Origin of the sequence: Marinobacter sp., assembly GCF_052094685.1 — a bacterium.
In the GTDB taxonomy this organism is placed as follows: domain Bacteria; phylum Pseudomonadota; class Gammaproteobacteria; order Pseudomonadales; family Oleiphilaceae; genus Marinobacter.
In genome coordinates this window covers 29642-44117 of record NZ_JBQDKB010000021.1, presented here as the reverse complement: position 1 = coordinate 44117, position 14476 = coordinate 29642, and the positions used below count along the sequence as shown (strand labels likewise).

Annotated in this window: 15 protein-coding genes; 5 read left to right on the top strand and 10 right to left on the bottom strand. The window is 50.9% G+C overall.

Going from position 1 to position 14476, the window contains the following annotated elements:
* Positions 1–173: 173 nt before the first annotated feature.
* The 4 genes from ACTH3S_RS06615 to ACTH3S_RS06600 all read right to left on the bottom strand — a co-directional run bounded on the left by ACTH3S_RS06615 (position 174) and on the right by ACTH3S_RS06600 (position 4513).
* Positions 174–1376 (bottom strand): helix-turn-helix domain-containing protein, encoded by a 1203-nt coding sequence (locus ACTH3S_RS06615; RefSeq protein ID WP_441808227.1) that lies wholly within the window; start codon positions 1374–1376, stop codon positions 174–176.
* Positions 1377–1391: 15 nt separating this feature from the next.
* The gene (locus ACTH3S_RS06610) at positions 1392–2180 is read right to left on the bottom strand and encodes a hypothetical protein (RefSeq protein WP_441808226.1); all 789 of its coding nucleotides are present in this window, start codon (positions 2178–2180) and stop codon (positions 1392–1394) included.
* A gap of 345 nt (positions 2181–2525) precedes the next feature.
* Positions 2526–3800, bottom strand: coding sequence for an ABC transporter permease (locus tag ACTH3S_RS06605; RefSeq protein ID WP_441808225.1), 1275 nt, complete (start codon positions 3798–3800; stop codon positions 2526–2528).
* Positions 3797–4513, bottom strand: coding sequence for an ABC transporter ATP-binding protein (locus tag ACTH3S_RS06600; protein ID WP_441808224.1), 717 nt, complete (start codon positions 4511–4513; stop codon positions 3797–3799). The genes ACTH3S_RS06605 and ACTH3S_RS06600 overlap by 4 nt, the downstream gene beginning before the upstream one ends.
* Positions 4514–4670: 157 nt before the next feature.
* Here ACTH3S_RS06600 and ACTH3S_RS06595 point away from each other — a divergent pair, with 157 nt between their 5' ends.
* Entirely contained in the window at positions 4671–5117 is a 447-nt protein-coding gene (locus ACTH3S_RS06595; protein ID WP_441808223.1) for a DUF3299 domain-containing protein, read from the top strand.
* A gap of 2 nt (positions 5118–5119) precedes the next feature.
* Here the strand turns inward: ACTH3S_RS06595 and ACTH3S_RS06590 are convergent, their stop codons facing one another.
* Positions 5120–5632: a ZrgA family zinc uptake protein gene (locus ACTH3S_RS06590; protein ID WP_441808222.1), complete on the bottom strand. Its 513-nt coding sequence runs from the start codon at positions 5630–5632 to the stop codon at positions 5120–5122.
* Between the two features lie 98 nt (positions 5633–5730).
* Entirely contained in the window at positions 5731–6732 is a 1002-nt protein-coding gene (locus tag ACTH3S_RS06585) for a CobW family GTP-binding protein (protein WP_441808221.1), read from the bottom strand.
* Between the two features lie 207 nt (positions 6733–6939).
* Between ACTH3S_RS06585 and ACTH3S_RS06580 the strand changes: the two genes are divergently transcribed.
* From ACTH3S_RS06580 to ACTH3S_RS06565, 4 genes are all read left to right on the top strand, one after another.
* On the top strand, positions 6940–8232 hold the full coding sequence (locus tag ACTH3S_RS06580) for a hypothetical protein (RefSeq protein WP_441808220.1): 1293 nt from the start codon (positions 6940–6942) through the stop codon (positions 8230–8232).
* Positions 8233–8302: 70 nt separating this feature from the next.
* Positions 8303–9421, top strand: a complete 1119-nt coding sequence (locus ACTH3S_RS06575; protein ID WP_441808219.1) for a hypothetical protein — start codon at positions 8303–8305, stop codon at positions 9419–9421.
* A complete protein-coding gene (locus ACTH3S_RS06570; protein ID WP_441808218.1) occupies positions 9411–10346 on the top strand; it encodes a metal ABC transporter solute-binding protein, Zn/Mn family in 936 nt (311 codons plus the stop codon). The genes ACTH3S_RS06575 and ACTH3S_RS06570 overlap by 11 nt, the downstream gene beginning before the upstream one ends.
* Entirely contained in the window at positions 10333–11094 is a 762-nt protein-coding gene (locus ACTH3S_RS06565; protein WP_441808217.1) for an ABC transporter, read from the top strand. Before ACTH3S_RS06570 ends, ACTH3S_RS06565 begins: the two co-directional genes overlap by 14 nt.
* 507 nt (positions 11095–11601) lie before the next feature.
* On the opposite strand, the gene ACTH3S_RS06560 is transcribed toward ACTH3S_RS06565, so the two are convergent.
* The 4 genes from ACTH3S_RS06560 to ACTH3S_RS06545 all read right to left on the bottom strand — a co-directional run bounded on the left by ACTH3S_RS06560 (position 11602) and on the right by ACTH3S_RS06545 (position 14412).
* Positions 11602–12000, bottom strand: a complete 399-nt coding sequence (locus ACTH3S_RS06560) for a hypothetical protein (RefSeq protein WP_441808216.1) — start codon at positions 11998–12000, stop codon at positions 11602–11604.
* A 73-nt stretch (positions 12001–12073) separates the two neighbouring features.
* Positions 12074–12469 (bottom strand): hypothetical protein, encoded by a 396-nt coding sequence (locus ACTH3S_RS06555; protein WP_417520269.1) that lies wholly within the window; start codon positions 12467–12469, stop codon positions 12074–12076.
* Positions 12470–12485: 16 nt separating this feature from the next.
* Positions 12486–13541, bottom strand: a complete 1056-nt coding sequence (locus ACTH3S_RS06550; protein ID WP_441808215.1) for a LysM peptidoglycan-binding domain-containing protein — start codon at positions 13539–13541, stop codon at positions 12486–12488.
* 247 nt (positions 13542–13788) lie between these two features.
* The gene (locus ACTH3S_RS06545; RefSeq protein WP_441808214.1) at positions 13789–14412 is read right to left on the bottom strand and encodes a TetR/AcrR family transcriptional regulator; all 624 of its coding nucleotides are present in this window, start codon (positions 14410–14412) and stop codon (positions 13789–13791) included.
* Positions 14413–14476: the final 64 nt, after the last annotated feature.

The window sequence follows — 14476 nt, the reverse complement described above, 5'->3', positions numbered from 1 at the left end:
GAGTAGGTGTTCACGTTGGCCCGGAATGGGTGTTCATGATGGGCCGGAATATGCAAACTGAAAGGTACCACCTTCCCTTCCGGTGTGTTTTTCATGCTAATAAAGATGGTAACTTTTCACTTTTTTCACGCTAAGCTATATCCCCAAGGCAAGCCTCCAAACCCGTTCCGTTCCTACTTTCGCTCGAGAGGAATCACTCGACCACCGTTACTGTGTTGCGAGTTCGAGCGTTGCTGAGCATTCGATCTCAAGCGCAGTTCAATGACGTTGCTAGTGTCGTCTTGCTCAAAATAACCTTTGGGGAGGTTACAAAGCTCTTCTATAATACCTGCAGGCATTCCCAAGACTTGCCGTAAGGTATTTTTATTCAAGATTTTATTCTCAACCAACATTTTGACACTACGCTCGAGCAGTTTAGGCTCTTCAGACACTAACGTTTCATCAAGTGGTTCACGTTGTACCCACCCACGGGCCGAACGTGCTTTCCACAACCGTAAGGCCGTATCTTCGCCTATGATTTCCAAATCCTGACAGCGGCGAATCATTGCTGCAGCAGATGCCTTCCATTTTGGTTTGAGTACCAGAAAGGTTTCCAGGGTTGGATACTGCACATCCCGAGAAAATGAGGCCGCAGGTAATAAAATAGCACTAGCAAAGCGGTGTGCTTGTCTTTCTAATAGGTGATAGTGTTTCTGGTAGTCTGCATCAGTAACTGCTTTATGAAGCACTATATGACCTAGCTCGTGTGCAGAATCAAATCGCGTTCTAAAGCCATTGGCTTTATCCATACAAAGAAAGGCATAAGGACGGGCATCCACCTGTGACCAGCGTGATACTCCATCCATTTTAGCGAAACCCAAGCTACCACGAGTGACTACGATGCCATTGCTTTCCATGGTATTAATCAAATTATCAACAGGTGTCTGGCCGAGCTTCCAAAGTTGGCGGCACTCGGTAGCTAAACCCTCTATCTCATAGTCCGTCAGCGCTCTGAAGTCACCCCTGTGCTCCGGCACATTGAGAAATGGAAACTCTAGGCTCTCCTGTAATTTGTAAGAAATCTCCTCAGCCCAATCCAATCGAATTCTGGCAACCTCTCTTGAAGCTTTTGGAGTCTGGTTTTGTGCCCTAAAGAAGCTGGGTTGCGTTTTGCGACTAGCTATCGGTGCTTCCAGCAGCCACGCTTCAGATACGCCGAAGACTTTACAAATTTTTTGAAAACTACTGATTTCTGGGCTACTTTTGCCCTGTTCCCATTTAGAGATATTGCCTTTGGCGCATTGAACGAGGTCGGCAAGCTCAGCCTGCGTCATTGCTGCGCTAGCACGAAGTTGCTGTAGCCGCAGTGACTGGAAGCCTTGAATTCCGGATCTCATGATCGTATGCACCTCTTAATCATTCTGTTCATTACTTTCATCACTTTCCGCTTGGCGCATTTGCTTACGTAGCTTCGGCCAAGCCTGATCCTCAGACTCAACGGGTGGCTGGGCTGTCGCGAAACCAGCCAGTAGTTCATCAATGCCAATTCGCAAATGGTATCCTTTGTTGTTCTCATGAGGCACAAGTATTTGGATATGAGTAGGCCTATCCTGTTGCTGCTCAGGAGACGGAGCCTGCGCAACGATTAGCAAATTGAGCTTCTCGAAATTCTTCGTTTTCTCTGGCGTATGTTTTGCATCTAACTGAAAAACCAGTTGTTCACAAATACCAATATTGTGGCGAGCATTTTTGTCTCTGTACTTGGCGCGGCGGATCTTACCATTGAACCTCGACGGGACGTGAATGGTTGCCAGCATGTTGGCAGTTTCCAACTCCGTGTATGACTCTCCTTCATTGTTTGTAACCTGGGTTGAAGGTTGCCAACCTGACTGGGCGTTGCACACTGCATCCTGAACGTAGAAATAGCGATCTTGGCTGCGTTTGCGACTTTGCCTTAGTTCACAGTGCCTAATTCGCCCACGACTGTCTTCGTCAGCTAATTTGAACGCTTCATTGATCAAGATTGGTAGCTCTTCGAAGAGCTCGGGGCCGCTGTAATGGTGAATAAACTGAATAATTTTTGTTGCTGTGTCGATCTGGGACATGCCTGCTCCGAGTAGCCAAAGTTCCTTAAACGGATTATAGCCACATAATTCTTCCTTTTGAAGGAGCGACGTACTGAAAACGCCAAGCGGCGGCAAAATCAGGACAGATTAATTGGTCACTTGTGTATTTGATAATCGATTATGAGTGCACAGGCCTGTTGATATCAGGAGCATCTAGATCGGTTATCCACCCATTCTTACCGGATTCAAAAGTAGCGATCAAGCCTGGCACCTCGCACGGCCGGGGGTTGTCATCGGAGCGGGTGTCACAACGATGCTGCTCGATTCTGATGTAATGAAGCTTCTGGAGCCTCATCGTGGCCCTAATGAAGACGAGGTACAACCGTGGCTCAAAAGTGCGCTTGAAGGTTCAGCCGGGGCAATGTACAGGCGTGCCATCCGTGGCGGCCCGTCGTTTTCAACTTTCCGGCGAAACTTTCGTCACGACTCGCCGGAGCTTCCGAACCCTTGCGAGCGGCTTTGCTGCCAGGTGCTTAATGCCGGAGCTAGCGCCACCAGCAGAGCGGCCAGCGGCACGGATGCCAGAAGAGCCCATTCTTCAAGGTACAAGGGGCGAAGTTGTATTTGGACTCCGTAATTCGTCAGAAGCCAAGGGCCAAACATCGAAATCGCGAGAGTGCCCAGCGCAAGTGAGATCAGGCAGGCTACCATTGCAAGAGCCAGGCATTCGATGATGTAAAGGCTGGCGATCAGGCTGGGGGAAGCTCCGGTCGCGCGCAGGATGGCAATCTCATGCGCTCGTTGCGCTTGCAATGTGAGCAGCACCGCAATCAACCCGATCAGGCTGGTAACCACTACGAAACCGGTTATGCCAAGCAGTGCCCGTTCAAACTGGCTCATCAAGCGCCATAGTTCGCTCAGAGCGACACCTGGCAAGATGGCAGAGAGTGGCTCTTCAGTGTACTGATTAAGATCGCGCTGCACGCGGAATGTCAGGATCTTACGATCCAGCCCGGCAAAAACGGCAGTAATGGCGTTGGGTGTAAAATCCCGGCCTTGCGCCTGTTCAGGCGTGAGTGTGCGCCCTGGAATAGCAACACCCGACTCCCATCCTACGTGTATAGCTTCCATTCCTTGAAGGCTGATGTAGACCGCCTGATCCACCGGCGTGCCCGTGGCCTCAAGAATGCCGGTTACCGTGAAGGGGGTGTCTTTGTGGTTCGAGAAGCTGGTGCGCCCGCCGCCATGGGAAAGTACGATCTTATCGTTAATGCCATGGTTCAAGGTTTTGGCAACGCCTGCGCCCAGCACCACATCGAAAATCCCGCTAAACCATTGGCCCTCGGCCAGCGTTAGATGTTGCCCCCGACCAAACTGGAAATGCTTCCCAAACCCGCTGTCTGTGCCTACAACCCGGAACCCCTTATAACTGTCACCCAGTGAAATGGGAATCAACCAGTCAATGCGTTTGTCTTTTTTGAGTTCCTGATACGTAGACCATCGGATGTTGTTGGTGGCATCACCCATATGAAACACCGTGTACAGCAGCAGGTTGAGCTGGCCACTTCGAGCGCCGATAATCAGATCGGTATCACTGATGGTGCTGGTAAACGACTGCTTCACTTCAGTACGCAAGTACTGGACGCCGAGTAACAGCGTGACGCTAAGAGTAAGCGTGAGACACACCAGCGCCAGCACCTTACGCCTGTACCAAAGGCTTGCTGTTGCCAGAGACAATGCGAGACGAATCTTCATGCTGGCACCTGACCGAGTTCAACCTGATGATGAAAATACTGGGCAAGCGATCTGTCATGGCTAACAAACACCACGGATGTGTTGCGCTCACTCGCCAATGCCAATAGCAGGTTGATGAAGCGGTCACGGTTATCGCTATCCAGTGCGGATGTAGGCTCATCAGCCAAAATAATCTCCGGAGCGCCAATGAGCGCCCGTGCAGCGGCAATGCGTTGCTGCTGACCAATGCTCAGCTGGGTAACCTTACGTTGCCAATGGCTCTCTGGAATAGCCAAAGCAGACAATAGCCGTTGTGCCGCCAGTGTTGGGCTTTCCCCAGTTGCGGATTTACGTCGAGATGAAAGTTTACAGGGCAGAGTCACATTGGCTTCGGCGGTGAGGTAAGGCACAAGGTTGAATTGCTGGAAAACCACACCGATATGATCCGCTCGAAAACGATCGCGCTTGCCTGCACCTGACGTGTGGAATTCGGTGCCTAACAATTTGACCACGCCACTGGCTGGTGAAAACATTCCAGCCAAGAGGCTTAAGAGCGTACTTTTTCCGGTCCCGCTTGGGCCATATAAAAAGAGGTGCTCGCCTCGGGGTACGTTGAGGTCAGGGAATCTTAGCGTCGGCTGAAGACGATCCCAGCAAAACGTAAGATTTGAGGTTTCAATTGCTGCAGGCTTATCGATAGATCCATCTGCGCTGGATAATAACTGGCTGTTCATGTTGATCGTTAACGGCTCCGTGTATTATGCCTTTATCTTATCCGCAACCGCTTAAACGGCTGCATGTTTTCCGGGGAAGTTTGCAATGCTCCACTCTTTTCAAGGCCCTACAAAGGCTCTCGTACCAGCTTTTCTAATTTTATTACTGAGCATTTCTATGCAAGCACGCTCAGAACCGCGTGAAATCGACTGGCTAGAGCTCATGCCCGCTGAGGATCTGGCGCTGCTGGAAAACATGCCAGAATTGGAGCATGAGGGTGATGGGCCGCCCCTATTGCCAGACGAAATCATGACCGGTCGGGTTGTTCCGGAAATGAGCAATATTGAAAGCAGAATCCCCGGTTTTGTCGTGCCTCTGAAAACAACCAAAGACATGCGCATATTAGAGTTCTTTCTGGTGCCCTATTATGGCGCTTGCATACACGTTCCGCCTCCGCCGCCCAACCAAATTATCCACATAAAATACAAACAGGGGTTTAAGCTTGAAGCCTTGTACGACCCAGTGTGGGTTGAAGGTACTCTGGTGATTGATCACACCGAAACCGCCGTTGGCACCTCATCTTACTCCATGGTTGCCAAGGCCGTTGAACCCTATACAGAATAGGCTCAGCGCCCGAGTTTGAAGGTCTGCTCCCCATACTCCAAGCGGGTTGCGCCCTGTCCATCTGGGCCGACCCATTCGATGTTGAGATGTTCCACTCCTGAGAAGCGAACGGTAATAGGCGTTATTAGAGACCCTGCTTTTTTTAGACCGGGGCACACCAGAACCTGAGTAGCTTCGATATCAGCGTGATGCTGCTGACCACCATGGGCGTGCCCATCATCGTGACTTTGATGCTGAACTTCCGCAGCCTGCACTGTACAGGTTGATTCGGCGGAGTTGATCAACGGTGTCGTCTTCAGCCAATCGGTAACACTGCCTGACCTCTGTTGTTGTTCCGTCGTACGCGGTTCATGCTCGAACCCAAGGAGGTTATCGGCGGGTGACATGAACAGTAAATCAATTTGATTATCGTTGACCGCAAGCTGGAGATTAGCCTGCCCATGCAGGTGTGAACCGGGATTATCAGCGGCCATTAGGGGCGCACTGATGAGTACTGAGACGATGGACAGTGTCACTCGTTTTCTGGAGAGCATTTCTCTACCTTTCTAGGATTAATGATATGTTATAACATGTTATTCCGATACCTAGTGAAACTCAACGAGGCAGATAGGTGTTACAGCGCGGCTCCGGTCTCTCCCGCTAAAGCAGCGCGAAGCTGATGATCCAGCTGCGCTGGCTCCAGTTTTCGGCTGATAATCTCGAGCCGGGACTCATCGGTCGGCTCCGCGTCTAGCAGCGTTAATGCACCCTCCACGGCATTAAACATCCACCAGCCTCTGGTCGTACGGGCCACCCCTTTGAAGCGCTCAAACTCCGCACTGGAGGCCAAGCTTTGCAACGCGACTGGATCAAACACTAGGTCTTCATGAACCCGCCAGCCCATGCTGTTATAACCTTCGCCCTGATTGAAGTATGACTGCCAGGGCTCATCCGCCAGCGAAGGTTTTTCAGCCGAAGCTTTACTATGATGATAGTGATGACTTTCAGGATAATGTGGAGGCAAGTTGCCTGAACTACCTGCTAGCCAATCTAGCGGAAGTTCACCGCCACTGATCTGCCCAATGCGCTGCTTTGGGGGTTGCCAAGTGTTTGCCCAGATATCAAATTGATCCAACTGATTAGCCGTACAAAGATCTGCTTTGCTCGCCACCAACACATCGGCCACAGCCACTTGGTCATGGAATTGTCGGCTAGCAAGCACACGTTTGTCTTCCAACCTGCGCGGATCAACCAAGCAAACGGATGTGGAAAGACTCACAACATCTTTGTAAAACTCGCCCGTTAGCGTTTCGATCACCTGAGCCGGGTGGCCCAACCCAGTTGGTTCGATAAACAGCCGATCAGGGCGTGCAAAGCTGATCAAACTGTTAAGCCCTATCTGCATAGGCAACCCGGAAATGCAGCACATACAGCCACCAGGCACCTCTTTAACCGCCACGCCCTGATTAGACAAAAAGGCTCCATCAATACCCACCTCACCGAATTCATTAACCAACACCGCCCAGCGTTCGCCTTCGGGCTTCTGTTTTAACAGATTGAGAATTGCCGTGGTTTTTCCAGCACCGAGAAAACCAAGCACTAAGTGAGTGGGGATGCGCGTCGGATTTTCTGCCATCTACTGATCCTTCGTTATCAGATAAACTCTGCTTTACACTAATTATGTTATAACATAACATTTAAGACTATTAAGAAGCACCTCGTTTTTAGACCAAACCCGTTCGCGAGTATCTGCGACTGACAGGGTACCACTCCTCGTCACGAATCAGGATGAGCTCGCTTTAATGTCAATAATGCAACGTTATAACATGTAATCGGAGACTTTATGATTTACCAACCCCGACCGCTCCCCTCTGCTCTTCGCCGCTTGGCGACTATCGCGACGCTGGCCTCTGCAACATTACTAACCGCCTGTGGCGGAAGCAGTTCAGACGAGGCGCACAACGACACAGACATCGATACCGGCGGGCGCCTGGCCCTGTTTGATACCGATGCGTCAGCTCTGAAGTTCTTGAACTTGGACGATGGAGAAGTACTTACGTCCATGACTATGGACGGTGAACCCCCACGCCTCTATTCATCGCCCGATCATCGGTATGCAGTCGCTATCCAGCGTGAAGGAGATCGAGTGTCGTTCTTTGATGGCGGGCTTTATACAGAGGATCACGGCGATCATCTGCACGACTATGCCGAAGCCCCGACCATGCTGCCCTTGACGCTGAATGACCACAAGCCCACTCACTACACTTTGGGCGAGCCTTACGGTGTCGTCTTCTTTGACGGTGGTTCTGCTGCCCGTTCAAAAGTGACTGTTTTTTCTGACGCGTCCTTGGGGAACAGCTCCACTCTCGCCAGTCTCGATCTTGAAAACAACATGCACGGTGTTGCCAAACTGATTGGCGACCACCTATTCGTGACCTACCGTGATAGTGGCATTACAGATACCACACTCCCAGCGGCAGTCGAGCGTTATCATTTTGACGGCTCCAGTTTCGGTTTCGAGACTCGGTACGACGAGGCCTGCCCGAAGCTTCACGGTGCCGCCGCGAACGCGCATAGTCTCGGGTTTGGGTGCGGTGACGGTGTGCTAGTGATCGACCTCCACGAAGCTGGCTATCCAGCTACCAAATTGGCTAACCCTGACAGCCTTGAAACAGGCGCACGCATTGGAACCCTCGTCGGCAATCACGACGTTGAAGAGCTGGTGGGTATTGCAGGAGACCGACTCTTTATCATCGATCCAGAGTCAGAAGCGACTATTTACCAAGAGCTGGACATTGGCCCAGACGTAGCCCGACTCACCCAAGGATTTACGACTCACGGTGAGGTGTTTTATGTACTTGGTAACGACGGCAGCCTACGGCTATTCAACCCCGCCGATAACTGGACATTGTTCAAAACCGTTCAACTGATGGACGCGCCCAGCGAGGAAGATACCTTGGCGGTGACTGTATCGGCGGCTCAAGAACACGTGTTCGTACTGCACAATCAAACCGTGATTGAGGTGGATATGGCTGATGGTGATGTTGTCCGCAGCATCGACCTAGGTTTTAACGCATCTTCCGTTGTCTGGCTGGGCCTGACAAATGGGGAGCACAACGAAGAACACTCGCACTAACCCATTCTGAACCTCACAAGGCAGGCCGGTGATCACTGGCTTGCCTTGTTGCGTTGCCGTTGGAGCACCCATGTTAAATCGCATTGTACCTTTTACCGCCTTATCACTAGCACTGCTCACAAGCGGTGCCAGTGCAAACGAGCTCAACCCAGACGTAAGCCTTACTCTGGATGGACACTACAAGCAGAATGACACCGCGCTATCTCACCGAGCACAAGGATTTGGCTTAGGGCATACAGAGCTCTCACTCTCCTCTCCCATCGACGATCTATTCTCGGGGCGGTTAACCACCGTTTTCGAAGAACATGATGGCGAGAGCGAGGTTCTAATTGAAGAGGCTTACCTGCAAACCAACGGCTTACCTCTTGGGCTGAACGTACGAGCAGGCCGCTTCCTTTCTCAGGTAGGTTATCTCAATGGCCGACATATGCATGAAGATGATTTCATGGAGCGACCAGCCGCTTACCGAGCGCTGCTGGGAAGCCACTATTACGATACCGGCCTGCGCATAAATGCTCTGCTACCCACTCCGTTTTACTGGCAAATAGGCGCCGAGGCATTCAGTGGCGATCAACTTTCGGAAGGGACCGAAGATATCGGTGTCTATACCCTGAATACCCGAGTAGGAGGCGACCTTTCTGCCGCCCAAAGCTGGCAGGCAGGGCTGTCCTATCTGCATAACCGTCAGATCAGCGTGGACGAAGACGACCACGGCCATGACCATGACCATGATCACGAACATGGGCACGATCACAGTCATGGCGCTTCCTACAGCGGTAAAAATCTCTACATTGCTGATGCCGTGTGGAAATGGTCACCAAACGGCAACACCCGCGAACAACAGCTCACACTCAGCGCGGAATACCTCTATGCCGATGATCTGAACAAATTCGCGACTTCCGATGACTATCACGAAGGTTGGTACGTGTCTGGCGTTCACCAATTCGCCCCGCAGTGGTCGGCGGGTATCCGGTATGGCGAAGTGGATCTGCGTGAGGCGCACGGTGATCACTTCCACAGCCAACGCCTTAAAGAAACGGATGTCATGTTGGCCTGGTCGCGTTCACATTTTTCGACACTCAGGCTCCAATACACTCATCAGTCGGCAACCGGATTCAGCAACGCGGATAATACCGTGGCGCTGCAATATGTAGTGTCGCTCGGCGCACACGGGGCTCATGGGTACTGATATGCGCTACTTACCATTGTTCATCACCGCTGTATTGACCGGGCTGATGTCTCTACCCGCCCGAGCAGACTTTCATGTGTTTGCTTGTGAGCCCGAATGGACTGCTCTAGCCCGAACATTCATGCCAGACGCTCACTTCACAACGGCCACAAGCTATCTGCAGGACCCCCATTACATTGAAGCAAGACCCAGCCTGATCGCAGCCATGAGTCGGGCCGATATAGCTGTGTGTACGGGAGCTTCACTGGAAGCGGGCTGGTTGCCGGCACTGCTTCAGAGAGCCGGCAATACAGACATTCAGCCAGGCCAACCCGGGCTGTTCTTTGCTGCAGATCACGCTCAATTGTTTGCTCCCCATGATCACGTAGATCGCAGCATGGGAGATGTACATCCCGAGGGGAATCCCCATGTGCATCTCTCGCCGGACCAACTACCGAACATCGCCAAGGCGCTGGCTGAGCGCCTTGGCGCAATGAGGCCAGACAACTCAGCTGATATCTTTGCGCGTTATATAAAATGGCGCGTTAACTGGAACTTCCACCGTGCAAATTGGCAAGAAAGAGCAAAAGCCTTGCAGGGGCGCTCCCTTGTCATCCAGCACACCGGGTTCGGCTATCTATTAAGATGGCTTGGCATAGACGCAACCATGGATCTGGAACCGAAACCCGGTCTGCCCCCAAGCGCCAGCCACCTGAATCAGCTATTAGCAGATCCGAGGTTAGAAGATGCGGCAGCGATTTTGATTGCCAGTCACCAGAACCAAAAGCCTGCGCAATGGCTGTCGACTCAAACACGAAAACCCATTCTGGTACTACCGGGAACCGTTACTGACGACTCAAAAACGGACACTTTAGCTGAGCTGATTTCTGAAATTATCAACCGCCTTGAAAGTGCCATGCCAGAGGTTGCTAATGGGAGCCTTTGAGTGGATGCTCCTACCGGTGCTCGGCAGCGCACTTCTCTGCCTGCTACTCGTACCACTGGGGTATCAGGTGATTGCTCGAGGAGTCATTTTTGCGGATCTTGCGATTGCTCAGTGGGCGGCGCTGGGAACTCTGGCGGGATTGTATTTCCTGCCAGACCATACACTTGCAGGGGCGTCGATAAGCAGTTTGCTGTTTGCCCTACTCGCAGCCATAGCCGTACAACTGATTTTTAAGTTTCTCGGCGCGGTCAAAGAGGCGTGGATTGGCATTCTCTATGTACTAGGAGCTAGTCTGGCAGTATTGATGGTTGGTGGTGACCCTCACGGCGCTCAAGCCCTGCAGAGGGCGGCCGCGGGAGATCTACTATGGGCGAGCTGGGAGCTCATCATCGCAACAGGGATACTGACAGCGTTTGTATGGCTACTCAGCTGGAAGCTGCCAGCTTGGTTTTCCGGTGCTGCCTTCATGCCTGTTTTCGCAATTTCAGTCACTTACTCGGTGTCGCTCGCCGGTATTTACGTCGTGTTCGCGACCCTAATCATCACACCGTTGATCGTGGGTTCTGTTCAAGATAAACCGCCAATTATCGCGGCGATTTGTGCAATCACCGGCCATTTAGTCGCGATCGCCTATTCCGTGGTTTCCGATGTACCCGTGGGGCCAGCTATTGTCGTCGCAACACTGCTTACAGCTATGCTTTGGATTGCCGGATATTACTTCAGATTAGAGGGCAAACAGACCTCATGATGCCGAACGTCAACTCTCAAAGAACGAAAACCGCCATGATCCCGCCGTAACCAAAGTAGACAACGGCCAAACCGAGCCCGAAAAAAGCCATAAACATCTGCGCCCTGCAGAGTATAACAACGGCTTTCCCAACAGGGATCACAGCTTCCAACCCCTTGAAGCGTTTTCTCTTGGCCATCCTGGGGCAACCAATCAAGTAGATATAGTTCAAGGATCTAAGCAAACTCAGCGGGAAAAATCTGTAATTAGTGAGTTCAGCCTTCTGAAACCAGGGTTCCCTGAACAATAAGTCGTCCAAGCTGGGTGTCAGGTATTTGTGCAAGGCAGCCCAAAGAGGGAAGTACAACAAGCCTAAAATAAGTATGCAGGCGGATAGAGCGATAAAAAACACAAAGTCAGCATGCTCTCCAATCATTGGCGTCAGCAGCTCCAATTACAGGAAAAGTAGCGTATAAAAAACATCGCCAGAACTATAAACTTGTGTGGTACACACAATACAACTCCGAGTCATGTATAAAAAAAGTACAGTCCCCCTCCATATCCAAACATAGCAAAGAAGATTACCGTTCCCAAAAGGGCCGACCAGATGTGAATAATGCATGCGATTCTGATAGCAGGATTTACTTTTACCCTTTTATCGAGTTTTTTGAAGCGCTTACGTTTCGCCATGCTAGGTATTGCGATCAGATAGCTGTAGTTCAGGGTTTTCACAAGACTAAATGGAAAGGCTTGGTAGTTGATGAGCTCCACATCGTTAAAAAATGGCTTTCGAAATAGCTGCGCATCAAGCCGTCGTGGAAGCACCTTGTGAAGAATGCCCCATAGGGGATAATAGACTGCGCTAAAAGCTCCACCTGCCAGCATGATAGAGAGGAAAACGATAAATTTGGGGTCAGCACCTTCCATATTTCGAAACCTACAAAGCCGAAAGCAGAGAACTTGAAAACCTCGGCATCATCTCCGGATTGAGAACTACAGCTTAGAGAGCAAATAGCCCCCAGATACTGATGAGTAAGTAGGGGACGCCCATCAAAAAAAGTAATATGCATAAAGCAGCATGTAGCTTGCACATTATGATAGTCGACAACCCCACCGGAAGCGGTTCGTTGAAGCCTTTAAAGCGTTTCTTCTTGGCAAAAGTTGGCAATGCGATCAAATAAACGTAATTCAGTGAGCGGAAAAGGCTCAACGGGAAAACCCGGTAATTCAGTAATTCCGAAGATTTAAAAAAAGGCCTTTGAAACAAAATAGGGTCCAGTTTTGACGGCAGGATGTGATGGAGTGCAGCCCAGAGGGGGATTAGTACAAGCATCACCAGTAAGCCAACACCCATGATGCCGAAGTAAATGTAAAAGAGTAAATCAATAACACTCACAGCAATGCTCTCCGGCTCAAAGTATGGACAACGAGGCGTCGGAAAGTAAGGATTTTCGCCCATGTTTTTGTGCAACAGAGCAGAGAGTTCCGACGCCTACTTTCGAAACAATATCGACCTTCGCACCACTGAGATTATAGAGTGCTACACCCGTTCTACCTCCAGCATATCCCGCTGCAACACCGCCAAAACCGATAACCAGACCGCCAACCCAGCCAACAGGAGTAGTCATAGCAAGTAGAACAAGCGACGCACCGAGCGAGAAAACAAGCCCTCCAAATACTCCACCTGCGGTTTCCACCAAGATATCGTTTTTATCCCGCTGTGTTCGGGCGTTGGCAATTTGGTTGCAGGCCAAACCTAGACTTACCCCAGTCAGTAAGATGCCGCCTGTTTTGGCGTGCGACGCCGCGCCTTGCATCTTCTTGATCGACGCTTTGATGTTTATTGTGGGTGTGACACCCTTGCTTCTGGATATACGAAGCACCTCTGTAGGCCTTTGTGTGCCATTCAGTATCAAGTTGGTGGGCCCAAGGTTGGTGGTCAACTGAGCAACCAGCTTTCGCCGCTGATAGTCGTACTGACCTTTAGTTTTCTCACCGGCCTTGTAGTTTTCATGGTTGGTTACCATTTCCCGCATAAGCGGTGCATTGGTAGAAAAAGTGGTGTCTATCATCGACATTTTTGCACTTCCCAGACCAATCAAGGCTGGCAGCAGAGTAGACATTAAATCACGTTCTTCGCGGGTACTTCGGTTCCAGGTACGCTCCAGCTCAGGCACCCAATATTGATTGTCTGTACGTACGGTCAGCAAGTGGTGGTTGGGCCTAGGGGCAGCGCAGTACTGCTGGGGAATTTTCAGGCGGATTAATTGGTCAGGTTTTATCAGGTCAGGATTGATAATCGAAGGATTGTCGGCCTGCACTTGCTGAATCAGTAGTGAAAGCTGCTCATCGTTCAGGCCTGCGTGGTACCGATAAAGAATCTTGGAGAGACTGTCCCCGGACCTGACTCGATACAGCAAAGTATCGAAGTTCTGGGTATAGCTGGTCGCAAAAGCTGCTGTGCTCATAATAAATCCCTTTAGAAATTCCGTTTTAAATCCCGCCTTTACATCCAAGTTCCGTGGCAGGTCTGTTTCCCATTCAAATGGTAATCATCCTCTGTGGTGATGACAAGTTAAAAGCTGGCCTTCCAAGGGATACCACAACTAATCATGTTTGGCACATACAGGACACTAGCGGCGATAACCGCACCCTAAATTGATCACGAACTAACTCACCAAAGCCCTGAACAAAACCCTCTATCACGGTACGCCATCATGAACCCCTGTCATGGTCTTTATTCAGAATAAACAGTGCCCCGACAATAAGGGCGTTCATACCTTGAGAAAACTCCGCCTCAACTTCAGCCTCATCAGCCACATGGCCCAATTCTAAGCCCGAATCATTCTCTGCTGCGGAATAGATCGTGTCAGCTACCGCGATGCAATGGAATGCAACGGTGGCGACTATCCAGCGCGCGCGGTTCTCGGGAATTCCATATACATCGGCGACTTGCTTGTGGTGCTCGCCGATTTTTGCGGTGATTTGCGGCGTTGAAGCTGACCTTCTTAGCAGGTAAGGCGGAAGGCCCGGGTTGGACTTTACTAAATCTTGCAAAGATGTGACGAGCGCCACCAGATGATCCTTCAGGCCATCCTTCCCCGTACCGCAAACTTTCGGAATCTCCCATCGTTGAAAGATCTCCTCGGCAACCAGTCGCTTAAGTTCTTTAAGGCTGGGAACGTGCTTGTAAAGCGCCATGTGACTGACACCCAATGAGGCCGAAAGGCCAACAAAGGTGATATTCGGCAGGCCCATCTCTATGCCCGCATTCGCTATTCGTTCTCGGGTGATAACCGGGGGGCGACCGCGGGCGGGGGTATTTTGCGACTGTGCCATGTTTGCTCCTTGGTCGACTGGGGCATCCATGAAACCGCGTTACAAAGCTCACGTCAAATTAGTT

Coding starts and splice junctions, on each gene's coding strand:
- ACTH3S_RS06580 (WP_441808220.1), top strand. CDS start 6,940: ATGATTTACCAACCCCGACCGCTCCCCTCTGCTCTTCGCCGCTTGGCG.
- ACTH3S_RS06560 (WP_441808216.1), bottom strand. CDS start 12,000: ATGGAAGGTGCTGACCCCAAATTTATCGTTTTCCTCTCTATCATGCTG.
- ACTH3S_RS06605 (WP_441808225.1), bottom strand. CDS start 3,800: ATGAAGATTCGTCTCGCATTGTCTCTGGCAACAGCAAGCCTTTGGTAC.
- ACTH3S_RS06615 (WP_441808227.1), bottom strand. CDS start 1,376: ATGAGATCCGGAATTCAAGGCTTCCAGTCACTGCGGCTACAGCAACTT.
- ACTH3S_RS06575 (WP_441808219.1), top strand. CDS start 8,303: ATGTTAAATCGCATTGTACCTTTTACCGCCTTATCACTAGCACTGCTC.
- ACTH3S_RS06595 (WP_441808223.1), top strand. CDS start 4,671: ATGCAAGCACGCTCAGAACCGCGTGAAATCGACTGGCTAGAGCTCATG.
- ACTH3S_RS06570 (WP_441808218.1), top strand. CDS start 9,411: ATGGGTACTGATATGCGCTACTTACCATTGTTCATCACCGCTGTATTG.
- ACTH3S_RS06585 (WP_441808221.1), bottom strand. CDS start 6,732: ATGGCAGAAAATCCGACGCGCATCCCCACTCACTTAGTGCTTGGTTTT.
- ACTH3S_RS06600 (WP_441808224.1), bottom strand. CDS start 4,513: ATGAACAGCCAGTTATTATCCAGCGCAGATGGATCTATCGATAAGCCT.
- ACTH3S_RS06565 (WP_441808217.1), top strand. CDS start 10,333: ATGGGAGCCTTTGAGTGGATGCTCCTACCGGTGCTCGGCAGCGCACTT.
- ACTH3S_RS06550 (WP_441808215.1), bottom strand. CDS start 13,541: ATGAGCACAGCAGCTTTTGCGACCAGCTATACCCAGAACTTCGATACT.
- ACTH3S_RS06545 (WP_441808214.1), bottom strand. CDS start 14,412: ATGGCACAGTCGCAAAATACCCCCGCCCGCGGTCGCCCCCCGGTTATC.